We start from the raw sequence: 12671 nt of genomic DNA, 5'->3' as shown, positions 1-12671 counted from the left end.
GCCCCTATAGCTCAGTCGGTAGAGCGTCTCCATGGTAAGGAGAAGGTCAACGGTTCGATTCCGTTTGGGGGCTCCACGCAGAAGGCCCCGCCCATTCGGGCGGGGCCTTTCTCATGCCCTTCTTCCTGTCCGCCTCAGTCCTTGTGGATGCCGGGGACCCGCATCGCCAGGATGGCCATGTCGTCGGACGGGGCGTCAGAGGCGAAGCGTTCGACCGCGCGCATGATGCGGGCCGCCACTGCGCCCGCCGTGAGGCCGGTGCAGGTCGTGAGGACGTCGGTGAGACCGTCGTCGCCCAGCATGCGGGTGCCTTCGCGGCGTTCGGTGACTCCGTCCGTGACGCAGAGCAGAACGTCGCCCGGGTCGAGCGTGACCGTCTGCTCGTAGAGCTCCAGGTCCTCCATGACGCCGAGCAGGGGCTGCGGTTCCGCAGCGGGCTCGACCGTGCCGTCCTGGCGCAGGCGGAGGGGGAGCGGGTGGCCGGCGCAGACCACCTTCAGCTCGGCGCTGCCGTCCTCCTGGGGCCTCAACTCGCCGTAGAGGAGCGTCAGGAAGCGGCTGCGGGCTCCCTCGTCGAGGATCGCGGAGTTCAGGCGCTCCAGGACCGCCGGGCCGCTGAGGCCCTCGCGGGCGAGGAGGCGGAGGGCGTGCCGGGCGAGGCCCGTGACCGCCGCCGCGTTCGGGCCCGTACCGCAGACGTCGCCGATGGCGAAGCCGTAGGCGCCGTCGCTGATCGGGAAGAGGTCGTAGAAGTCGCCGCCGACCTCGTTGCCCTCACCGGCGGCGCGGTAGATGACCTCGACCTCGACGCCGTCGATCTCGGGGAGCTCGGGCGGCAGCAGGCTGCGCTGGAGGGACTGGCTGATGGCCGTGCGCTCGGAATAGAGGCGGGCGTTGTCCAGGGCCAGGGCGGCCCTTCGGGAGAGGTCTTCGGCCAACTCCAGGATTTCCTGGCGGAAGTGCTCGTCGGTGGGCTTGCCGAGGGTGAGCATGCCGATGACGCGGTTGCGGGCCACCAGGGGCAGGACGACCGTCTCGCCGCCGACCGCGGACGCCGTGGCCAGCGTGGGGCCGATGCCGGCGCTGATGCGGCCGATGGGCTCGCCGAGGCCGAGGCTGCGCATGGAGGTGCGCAGGGCGGCCTGATGGGCGGATTCGGCCGGGGCCGACCAGACGCGGGCGCCGGGGGTGGGTACCGGGTCCGGCGGGGGGATCTTGGAGAGCAACGACTTAATGCCGTCGATGAGTTCCTCGTCCTCATGGAGGACGTATGACAGGTACGGCTCCGAGGCCTGGTCGGCGATCGTGTAGACCGCGCACCAGGTGGCCAGGGTCGGGACCGTCATCTGGGCCATCAGGGCGAGAGTCTGGTCGCGGTCCAGGGTGCCGGCGAGGAGGTCGGAGGCCTCGACGAGGAAGCTGAGCGAGCCGCGGCGCAGGCGTTCGAGTTCGCCGAGGCGGGCCGACTCGACCGCGAGCGCGATGCGGTCGGCGGCGAACTGGAGGCGCAGCGCCTCTTCGTTGGAGTATCTGGCCGGGCCCTCCGCCGCGACGCCCAGGGAGCCGGTGAGGCGGCCCTCGACCTTCAGGGGGACCGTGACGACCGAGCGCATGCCGGTGCCCCTGAGGAGGGGCACGGCGCCCGGGACCATGGTGAGGTCCTCGTGGACCGCCGGCATCCGGGCAGAGCCGTAGCGGCCGGGGCCCGCCTCTACGGGCACGCGTGCGAAGCGCTGGCGGGCCGAGGGCAGGCCGGTGGAGGCGCGGACCTCCAGTTCCGTCTCGTCGTCGGTCGCGAGGAGCAGGAAGGCGGAGTCTCCGTCGAGCATGTCGCGGGCGCGTTCCACCGTGCGCTGGAGGAGGCCGTCGAGGTCGTCCGGGGCGGGCGAGCCGATGAAGACCTCGAAGGGGTCGGTGCTCGTGGCCTCGTTGGCGGAGTCGGAGGCGGGGACGCGCAGCGGGGTCTGGAGGACGGCGCGCTCGTGGTTGCGGACCAGGAGGCAGACCGTGGAGGGCTCGCCGCCGGTGTCGCGGACCCGGAGGTGGGAGGCGTACACGGGGGTGACGCGGCCGTTGGCGCCCCGGATGCCGTAGCTGCCCTCCCAGCGGGAGAGCTGGAGTGCCTCGGCGATACCGGTGCTGGTGCCCGGGGTGTGCGGCCAGGCGGCGAGGTCGGTGAGGGGCTTTCCGGTGACCTGCTCGGCCGCGTAGCCGAAGAGTTCTTCCGCGTCCTCGTTCCACGACGAGATGGAGCCCGTGCGGTCGATCTGGATCACCGCGACGCGGACGCGGCCGTCGGCGAGCGGGAGGAGGTCGGAGGGCAGCGACGGGCCGGCCGCGCGGGTGCCCACCGGGCGCTCGGGGAGGTCGAGTTGGAACCAGACCTGCTTGTGGGTCGGTGTGTACTCGACGCCCCAGCGGCCGGCCAGGGCCGCGCAGAGCTGGAGGCCGCGGCCGCCCTCGCGGTCGGGGCTGCCCATGTTGACCGGTGAGCCCTGGAGCGGGATCTCGCGCTCCGGATACCGGTCGGCCACCTCGATTCGTACGCCTTCTTCACTGCGCAGGCACAGGACGTCCGCGGAGGTGCCGGCGTGTACGACGGCGTTGGTCACCAGTTCGCTGGTGAGGACGACTGCGTCGTCGACGATGTCGGCGAAACCCCAGCCCTGCAATGTGTCGCGGACGAAGGAGCGGGCGCTCGCGACCGATCGCCCGACGGGATCGAAGCTGGCTGCCGCGCGCGCGGTGATCACTGAACTCCTCGTCCGGTTGTCGACGTGCAGGGCTACCTGGCCGACCGGCTCATGCCGCTGGTGCGGCATGTGCGCGCCCGTCGGCCGGTCCGGGGATGGTCCCCCCGGGATCAGTCCGGTGGTCATGTCCGGCTGCCCCTCCGATGCCCGCTCGTGCTCCTCCTGTCACCGCCCAGGCCGGACGGGACCGGCGCGGCTGGACAGCCGCATGCAAGGTTACTTACCTTCGCCGTCCATGCGGATGCCGGTCTGCAGTGTTTCCGCCCGGAGGGTGTGCGGACGATGTGCGAAGCTGCCGAACTGTTATGGCCGGGTTCAGGCAGGGTGAAACACTGGGCAAGCTTCTTGTGAAGGTCCGGGCAGGCTGAGTGTGATTCGCGTACCGCGGGCAGCAGCACGTGGGTGTGGCCTGGTATATCCGGCAGGAATACCCAGCAGTAATGGGTACGCGGAGCTAGTAGCAACCTGAGCACAGCAGTAACGGTCGACCCCTGCGGGAGGGACACAGTGGAGTCTGGCGCAGCGACGCGGGGCACTAAGACGCGCGCGAAAGGCGGACAGTCCCTGAAGAACGAGCGCAAGTCGCGTGGCGGCGGCACCACGGCCGTGGACACGGCTGCCCTGAACCGGCTGCTGACGGCTCTCGTGGCGATGCGCGACGGGAACTTCCGGAAGCGGCTCACGGTGTCCGGGGACGGCGTGATGTCGGAGATCGCCGCCGTCTTCAACGAGGTGGCGGACCGAAATCTCCACCTCACGGGTGAGCTGGCGCGCGTGCGTCGGATGGTCGGCCGTGAGGGCAAGCTCACCGAGCGGCTGGAGACGGGTGCCTGCGAGGGCTCCTGGGGTGTCGCGATCGACAACTCCAACTCCCTGGTCGACGATCTCGTACGCCCCGTCTCCGAGGTCGGCCGGGTGCTGACCGCGGTGGCCGAGGGTGATCTGTCGCCGCGCATGGAGCTGCGTACGCAGGGGTCGGACGGGACCGGGCATCCGCTGCGGGGTGAGTTCCTCAAGGTCGGGCGGACCGTCAACAACCTTGTCGATCAGCTCTCGACGTTCACCGACGAGGTCACGCGTGTGGCCAGTGAGGTCGGTACCGAGGGCAAGCTCGGCGGGCAGGCACGCGTGCGTGGGATGTCGGGTTCGTGGAAGGACCTCACGGACTCCGTCAACACGATGGCGTACCGGCTGACCGCGCAGGTCAGGGACATCGCGCTGGTGACCACGGCCGTCGCCAAGGGCGATCTGTCCCGCAAGGTCACCGTCCACGTGGCCGGCGAGATGCTGGAGCTGAAGAACACCGTCAACACGATGGTGGACCAGCTGTCGTCCTTCTCCTCCGAGGTGACGCGAGTCGCGCGCGAGGTGGGCACCGAGGGCGAGCTCGGCGGGCAGGCGCAGGTGCCGGGTGTGGCCGGCGTGTGGAAGGACCTCACCGATTCGGTGAACCTCATGGCCGGCAACCTGACGGCGCAGGTGCGCGGTATCGCGCAGGTGACTACGGCGGTCGCCAACGGTGATCTGTCGCAGAAGGTGACCGTGTCGGCGCGGGGCGAGGTCGCCCAGCTCGCGACCACGATCAATCAGATGACAGAGACCCTGCGGATCTTCGCCGACGAGGTCACGCGTGTCGCCAATGAGGTCGGTGCCGAGGGCCAGCTGGGCGGTCAGGCGAACGTGCCGGGTGCGGCGGGGACGTGGAAGGACCTGACGGATTCCGTCAACACGGTGTTCCGGAACCTGACCACTCAGGTGCGGGACATCGCCGCGGTGACGACGGCGGTGGCCAACGGTGATCTGTCCCAGAAGGTCACGGTCGACGTGGCCGGCGAGATGCTGGAGCTGAAGAACACCGTCAACGGCATGGTCGACCAGCTGTCCGCGTTCGGTTCCGAGGTCACGCGTGTCGCGCGTGAGGTCGGTGTCGAAGGTGAGCTGGGCGGTCAGGCGCAGGTGCCCGGGGCGGCGGGGACGTGGAAGGACCTGACGGACTCCGTCAACACCGCGTTCCGGAATCTCACCGGACAGGTGAGGAACATCGCCCAGGTGACGACGGCCGTGGCCAACGGTGATCTGTCGCAGAAGGTCACCGTGGACGTCTCGGGCGAGATGCTCCAGCTGAAGAACACCGTGAACACGATGGTGGACCAGCTGTCGTCCTTCGCCGACCAGGTCACGCGGATGGCCCGGGACGTGGGTACCGAGGGCCGGCTGGGCGGTCAGGCGGTCGTACCGGGGGTCGCCGGTACGTGGAAGGAGCTGACCGACTCCGTCAACGGCATGGCAGGCAACCTGACCGCCCAGGTGCGCAACATCGCGCAGGTCACCACTGCGGTGGCCCAGGGTGACCTGTCGCAGAAGATCGACGTCGACGCGCGCGGCGAGATCCTGGAGCTGAAGAACACCATCAACACGATGGTCGACCAGCTCTCCGGCTTCGCCGACCAGGTGACCCGGGTGGCCCGCGAGGTGGGTACCGAGGGTCGGCTGGGCGGACAGGCGCAGGTGCCCGGTGTGGCCGGCGTGTGGCGGGACCTGACCGACTCCGTGAACGGAATGGCAGGCAACCTGACCGCCCAGGTGCGCAACATCGCCCAGGTCGCCACCGCGGTGGCCCGGGGTGACCTGTCGCAGAAGATCACCGTGGACGCGCGCGGCGAGATCCTGGAGCTCAAGAACACGCTGAACACGATGGTGGACCAGCTGTCGTCGTTCGCGGAGGAGGTCACCAGGGTCGCCCGTGAGGTGGGTACGGAGGGCCAGCTCGGCGGTCAGGCCGAGGTGCAGGGCGTCTCCGGTACCTGGAAGGACCTCACCCAGTCCGTGAACTTCATGGCGAACAACCTGACCATTCAGGTGCGCCAGATCGCCGAGGTCACGACCGCGGTCGCCAAGGGCGACCTGTCGAAGAAGATCACCGTCGACGCCAAGGGCGAGATCCTCGAGCTCGTGACGACCGTCAACACGATGGTCGACCAGCTCTCCAGCTTCGCCGAGCAGGTGACCCGGGTGGCCCGCGAGGTGGGCACCGAGGGCATCCTGGGCGGCCAGGCGCACGTTCCGGGTGTCACGGGCATCTGGAAGGACCTCAGCGGCAACGTGAACCTGATGGCCAAGAACCTGACCATGCAGGTGCGGAACATCTCCCAGGTCGCGGCGGCCGTCGCCAACGGCGATCTGACGCGGACGGTCACGATCGAGGCGCGCGGCGAGGTCCAGCAGCTCGCCGACACCTTCAACACCATGGTGAAGACGCTGAGTTCGTTCGCCGACCAGGTCACCAAGGTGGCCCGCGAGGTGGGCACGGACGGGATCCTCGGTGGTCAGGCGCACGTACCGGGTGTGGCCGGTACGTGGAAGGACCTCACCGAGTCCGTGAACCAGATGGCGTCCAACCTGACCGGCCAGGTGCGCAACATCGCCCTTGTCACGACCGCGATCGCCAAGGGTGACCTGTCCAAGAAGATCGACATCGACGCCCGTGGCGAGATCCTCGAGCTGAAGACGACGATCAACACGATGGTCGACCAGCTGTCGTCGTTCGCCGAGGAGGTCACCCGAGTCGCCCGCGAGGTGGGCACCGAAGGGCAGCTCGGCGGCCAGGCACGCGTGCGTGACGTCGACGGAACCTGGCGCGACCTCACCGAGTCCGTGAACGAAATGGCAGGGAACCTCACTCGTCAGGTGCGTGCCATCGCGCGCGTGGCTACCGCGGTGACCCGTGGCGACCTGAACCTGAAGATCGACGTCGACGCGTCCGGCGAGATCCAGGAGCTCCAGGACTACATCAACAAGATGATCGCCAACCTGCGCGACACCACGATCGCGAACAAGGAGCAGGACTGGCTCAAGGGCAACCTCGCCCGGATCTCCGCGCTGATGCAGGGCCGCCGGGACATGCACGACGTGGCCTCGCTGATCATGAGCGAGCTGACGCCGGTGGTGACCGCGCAGCACGGCGCGTTCTTCGTCGCCATGCCGCTCCTCGACGGCACCGACCTGGCCGCCGAGAACGACGACGCCTACGAGCTGCGGATGCTCGGGTCGTACGGCTATTCGATGGGTTCCATGCCGACGTCCTTCCGGCCGGGTGAGGCGCTCATCGGGACGGCCGCCGAGGAGAAGCGCACGATCCTCGTGGAGAACGCGCCCAGCGGCTATCTGAAGATCTCCTCCGGGCTCGGCGAGGCGCCTCCCGCGCAGGTGATCGTCCTTCCGGTGCTGTTCGAGGGCAAGGTGCTCGGCGTCATCGAGCTGGCCTCCTTCACCCCGTTCACGCAGATCCAGAAGGACTTCCTGAACCAGATCGCCGAGATGATCGCGACCAGCGTCAACACGATCTCGGTCAACACCAAGACCGAGGTGCTGCTGAAGCAGTCGCAGGAGCTGACCGAGCAACTGCGTGAGCGCTCGGCCGAGTTGGAGAACCGGCAGAAGGCCCTCCAGGCGTCCAACGCCGAGCTGGAGGAGAAGGCCGAGCTGCTGGCCCAGCAGAACCGCGACATCGAGGTGAAGAACACCGAGATCGAGGAGGCCCGGCAGGTCCTGGAGGAGCGCGCCGAGCAGCTCGCCGTCTCGATGCGCTACAAGAGCGAGTTCCTCGCCAACATGTCGCACGAGCTGCGTACGCCGCTCAACTCGCTGCTGATTCTGGCCAAGCTGCTCGCCGACAACGCCGAGGGCAACCTCTCGCCCAAGCAGGTCGAGTTCGCCGAGACCATCCACGGCGCCGGCTCCGACCTGCTCCAGCTGATCAACGACATCCTCGACCTGTCGAAGGTCGAGGCGGGCAAGATGGACGTCTCCCCGACGCGCATCGCGCTCGTGCAACTCGTCGACTACGTGGAGGCCACCTTCCGGCCGCTGACCGCGGAGAAGGGCCTGGACCTGTCCGTACGGGTCTCCCCGGAGCTGCCGGCCACGCTGCACACCGACGAGCAGCGGCTGCTCCAGGTGCTGCGGAACCTGCTGTCGAACGCGGTGAAGTTCACCGACTCCGGCTCGGTCGAGCTGGTCATCAGGCCCGCCGGGATGGACGTGCCGCAGGTGATCCGGGAGCAGCTGCTGGAGGCCGGTTCGCTGACCGAGGTGAACGCGCCGCTGATCGCGTTCTCCGTGACGGACACCGGCATCGGGATCGCGGCCAGCAAGATGCGGGTGATCTTCGAGGCGTTCAAGCAGGCGGACGGCACGACCAGCCGCAAGTACGGCGGTACGGGTCTTGGGCTGTCCATCTCGCGGGAGATCGCGCAGCTGCTGGGCGGCGAGATCCACGCGCAGAGCGAACCGGGACGCGGCTCGACGTTCACGCTGTACCTGCCGCTGCACCCCAGCGAGCTGCCCCCGCAGGGCTATCAGCAGCAGCTGCCGGCCCTCGACGCGGGCGCCCTGGTGGCGTCGGCGGCCGACCTGGCGGAGATGTCCGACGTGGAGATCGAGACGCCGGCGGAGGTGCGGTCGTACCGCGAGACCCAGAACGGCGCCGCCGCGCTCTTCAGGCGCCGTCGTCGGGCCGCGCACGAGCTGGAGCAGGGTCCGTCGCAGCTGGAGCAGTGGTCGGCGCCGGAGCGGCGGGAGCCGGCTCCGAAGTCGCGCCGCGGGATCCGGTTCGGCGGTGAGAAGGTGCTGATCGTCGACGACGACATCCGCAACGTCTTCGCGCTGACCAGCGTCCTGGAGCAGCACGGCCTGTCGGTGCTGTACGCCGAGAACGGCCGTGAGGGCATCGAGGTCCTGGAGCAGCACGACGACGTGGCGGTCGTCCTGATGGACATCATGATGCCGGAGATGGACGGATACGCGACGACCACGGCGATCCGCAGGATGCCGCAGTTCGCCGGGCTGCCGATCATCGCGCTGACCGCGAAGGCGATGAAGGGCGACCGGGAGAAGGCGATCGAGTCGGGCGCTTCCGACTACGTGACCAAGCCGGTCGATCCCGATCATCTCCTGGCGGTGATGGACCAGTGGATGAGGGACCAGTGACGAGAGCCGAAAGTGTTCACACGGAGTTGCTGACTCAGTGTGGTCGAGGTCGTGTAGAAGTGCGGGATTCGGGGAACCTTCTGGTCTCCTGCTGCGTTTCTGCTACGTGCACAGTGACATCGCGGTGACAGGGTGTGGCGACAGGCGGGGTGCGGCTACCATGACCGGCACGAGGGCGGGCGGCGTAAGGGAGTCGTCCCCTGGGGCGGAGCCCGGTGCACTGCCGGGGCGAGGAGGGCGGGCCATGGTGCAGAAGGCCAAGATCCTCCTGGTCGATGACCGGCCGGAGAATCTGCTTGCGCTGGAGGCGATCCTCTCTGCGCTCGATCAGACCCTGGTGCGGGCATCGTCCGGGGAGGAAGCGCTCAAGGCACTTCTGACGGACGACTTCGCGGTCATTCTGCTGGATGTCCAGATGCCGGGAATGGACGGTTTCGAAACCGCAGCGCACATCAAGCGGCGGGAACGGACCAGGGACATCCCGATCATCTTCCTCACCGCGATCAACCACGGCCCGCATCACACCTTCCGCGGCTACGCGGCAGGCGCGGTGGACTACATCTCCAAGCTGTTCGACCCGTGGGTGCTGCGGGCGAAGGTCTCCGTGTTCGTCGAGCTGTACATGAAGAACTGCCAGCTCCGGGAGCAGGCGGCGCTGCTGCGGCTCCAGTTGGAGGGCGGTGGCGGCAAGGCCGCGGGCGCCGACTCCAAGGAGCCGGCGGGGCTGCTGGCCGAGCTGTCGGCACGGCTCGCGGCCGTCGAGGAGCAGGCCGAGGCGCTGTCCAAGCAGCTGGACGACGAGTCCGCGGACGCGGCCGCGGTGGCCACGGCGGCTCATCTCGAACGCAAACTCACCGGACTGCGGCGGGCGCTGGACGCGCTGGAACCGGGCGCCGGGAGCAACTCGTCGGTGCCTTCGCAGAACTGACCCCGCGTCTATTCCGCTTGGCGGGCGGGCGGCGCCCGACAGTCCTGTGCGTGACGGGTCCGTGAACCGGCGTCAGTCCGCCGCCCTCACAAGGGCGACACGAACGGGTGAAGCAGTGGGCACACGTGTCCACTGTCTTCTCCACCGGTAACCTCACACCCATGGCCTCACGTTCCTCCGCAGCCAAGAAGCCGCCCGCGAAGAAGGCGGCCGCTTCAGCGAAGGCTCCGGCGAAGAAGGCCGCCGCCAAGAAAGCCCCCGCGAAGAAGGCGCCGGCGAAGAAGGCCGCGGCCAAGAAAGCCGCGCCGCCGAAGCCCGCGCCCAACCCCACCGGGGGCGTGTACCGGCTCGTGCGCGCCGTCTGGCTCGGGCTCGCGCACGCGGTCGGCGCCGTTTTCCGCGGCATAGGGCAGGGCGCGAAGAACCTCGACCCCGCCCATCGCAAGGACGGCATCGCGCTGCTGCTGCTCGGCCTCGCGCTGATCGTCGCCGCCGGCACCTGGTCGAATCTGCGCGGTCCCGTCGGCGACCTCGTCGAGATCATCGTGACCGGCGCCTTCGGCCGGCTCGACCTCCTCGTGCCGATACTGCTCGCGGTCATCGGCGTGCGGTTCATCCGGCACCCCGAGAAGCCCGAGGCCAACGGCCGTATCGTCATCGGTCTGTCCGCGCTCGTCATCGGCGTGCTCGGCCAGGTCCACATCGCCGTCGGCTCGCCCGCCCGCAGCGACGGCATGTCCGCCATACGGGACGCGGGCGGGCTGATCGGCTGGGGCGCGGCGACCCCGCTGACGCACATCATGGGCGACGTACTCGCCGTACCGCTGCTCGTGCTGCTGACCATCTTCGGGCTGCTGGTGGTCACCGCCACGCCCGTCAACGCCATCCCGCAGCGGCTGCGGCAGTTGGGCATCAAGCTCGGCATCCTGCCGGACCCCGAAGAGGACGACGAGTACACCGACGAAGACGAGCGCTACGACGACCAGTGGCGCGAGGCACTGCCCGCGGCGCGGGGGCGCAAGCGGGCGCCGGCGCGCGCCGCGTACGACCCCGACGGCGCCGAACAGGAGGCCCTCTCGCGGCGTCGTGGGCGGCCGAGGCGCTCCGCGGTCCCGCAGCCCGAGATGGACCGTCCCATGGACGCTGTGGACGTCGCGGCGGCCGCCGCTGCCGCACTCGACGGTGCCGTCCTGCACGGGATGCCGCCGTCGCCGATCGTCGCCGACCTCACCCAGGGCGTCAGCGTGGGCGACCGCGCGGAGACCACCCCGGTGCCGACGCCCGTCCCGGCCGCGCGCCCCAAGCAGGAGAAGCTCCCGAAGACCGAGGTGCCGGACCCGGTGAAGTCCGGGGTGCCGGACCTCACGAAGTCCGCGCCCGACGAGATGCGCGACCTGCCGCCGCGCGCCGAACAACTCCAGCTGTCCGGTGACATCACCTACTCGCTGCCGTCGCTGGACCTCCTCGAGCGCGGTGGCCCGGGCAAGTCGCGCAGCGCCGCCAACGACGCCATCGTCGACTCGCTCACCACCGTCTTCTCCGAGTTCAAGGTCGACGCCCGCGTCACCGGCTTCACGCGCGGGCCGACGGTCACGCGCTACGAGGTCGAGCTCGGGCCGGCCGTGAAGGTCGAGCGGATCACCGCGCTGACGAAGAACATCGCGTACGCGGTCGCCAGCCCGGACGTGCGGATCATCAGTCCGATCCCCGGCAAGTCGGCGGTCGGCATCGAGATCCCCAACACCGACCGCGAGATGGTCAACCTCGGCGATGTGCTGCGCCTCGCGGCCGCCGCGGAGGACGACCACCCGATGCTGGTCGCGCTCGGCAAGGACGTCGAGGGCGGCTACGTGATGGCGAACATCGCGAAGATGCCGCATGTGCTGGTCGCCGGTGCGACCGGTTCCGGTAAGTCGTCGTGCATTAACTGCTTGATCACTTCGATCATGATGCGGGCGACCCCGGAGGACGTCCGCATGGTGCTCGTCGACCCCAAGCGCGTCGAGCTGACCGCCTACGAGGGCATCCCGCACCTGATCACGCCGATCATCACCAACCCGAAGCGGGCCGCCGAGGCGCTCCAGTGGGTCGTACGGGAGATGGACCTCCGCTACGACGACCTCGCGGCGTACGGATACCGGCACATCGACGACTTCAACGAAGCCGTCCGCAACGGCAAGGTGAAGCCGCCGGAGGGCAGTGAGCGCGAGCTCCAGCCCTACCCGTACCTGCTGGTGATCGTCGACGAGCTCGCCGACCTGATGATGGTCGCCCCGCGTGACGTCGAGGACGCGATCGTCCGCATCACGCAGCTCGCGCGTGCGGCCGGCATCCACCTGGTGCTCGCCACGCAGCGGCCCTCCGTGGACGTCGTCACCGGTCTGATCAAGGCGAACGTGCCCTCGCGGCTCGCGTTCGCCACCTCCTCGCTCGCCGACTCCCGCGTCATCCTCGACCAGCCCGGCGCCGAGAAGCTGATCGGCAAGGGCGACGGGCTGTTCCTGCCGATGGGCGCGAACAAGCCCACGCGTATGCAGGGCGCGTTCGTGACCGAGGAAGAGGTCGCGGTCGTCGTCCAACACTGCAAGGACCAGATGGCGCCCGTCTTCCGGGAAGACGTGACCGTCGGGACGAAGCAGAAGAAGGAGATCGACGAGGAGATCGGCGACGACCTCGACCTGCTGTGCCAGGCGGCGGAGCTGGTGGTCTCCACGCAGTTCGGTTCGACGTCCATGCTCCAGCGCAAGCTGCGGGTCGGCTTCGCCAAGGCGGGGCGGCTGATGGACCTCATGGAGTCCCGCGGGATCGTGGGTCCGAGCGAGGGATCCAAGGCTCGTGACGTTCTTGTGAAACCTGATGAGCTGGACGGAGTGCTCGCCGTGATCCGCGGGGAGGCATAAAGCGAGCCCTACGCGGAATACGGGAGTGCAGTGGTCGCCTCGCGGGTGGGTGGGTGAGGAGCCGATGCCCGATCGTGACTCACCCGTAAGGGATCATTGAGC

The 12671-nt window shown here is 69.0% G+C and carries 4 protein-coding genes and 1 tRNA gene; 4 read left to right on the top strand and 1 reads right to left on the bottom strand.

The features are described from left to right. Window positions 1-76, top strand: a tRNA-Thr gene (locus tag CP983_RS11835). 58 nt (window positions 77-134) lie between these two features. Here the strand turns inward: CP983_RS11835 and CP983_RS11830 are convergent. Then, entirely contained in the window at window positions 135-2879 is a 2745-nt protein-coding gene (locus tag CP983_RS11830) for a SpoIIE family protein phosphatase (RefSeq protein ID WP_150499573.1), read from the bottom strand. Window positions 2880-3260: 381 nt separating this feature from the next. Between CP983_RS11830 and CP983_RS11820 the strand changes: the two genes are divergently transcribed. The 3 genes from CP983_RS11820 (at window position 3261) to CP983_RS11810 (ending at window position 12569) form a co-directional block, all read left to right on the top strand. Further along, entirely contained in the window at window positions 3261-8741 is a 5481-nt protein-coding gene (locus tag CP983_RS11820; protein ID WP_150499572.1) for a HAMP domain-containing protein, read from the top strand. Window positions 8742-8985: 244 nt separating this feature from the next. Beyond that, window positions 8986-9669: a response regulator gene (locus CP983_RS11815; RefSeq protein ID WP_150499571.1), complete on the top strand. Its 684-nt coding sequence runs from the start codon at window positions 8986-8988 to the stop codon at window positions 9667-9669. 161 nt (window positions 9670-9830) lie between these two features. After that, window positions 9831-12569 (top strand): DNA translocase FtsK, encoded by a 2739-nt coding sequence (locus tag CP983_RS11810; protein WP_229914695.1) that lies wholly within the window; start codon window positions 9831-9833, stop codon window positions 12567-12569. The last annotated feature ends 102 nt before the right edge of the window (window positions 12570-12671 follow it).

The sequence above is a fragment of the Streptomyces chartreusis genome (genome assembly GCF_008704715.1).
GTDB lineage: Bacteria > Actinomycetota > Actinomycetes > Streptomycetales > Streptomycetaceae > Streptomyces > Streptomyces chartreusis.
Note: the sequence above shows the minus strand (reverse complement) of the source record. Positions and strands in the feature narration are given on the sequence as shown.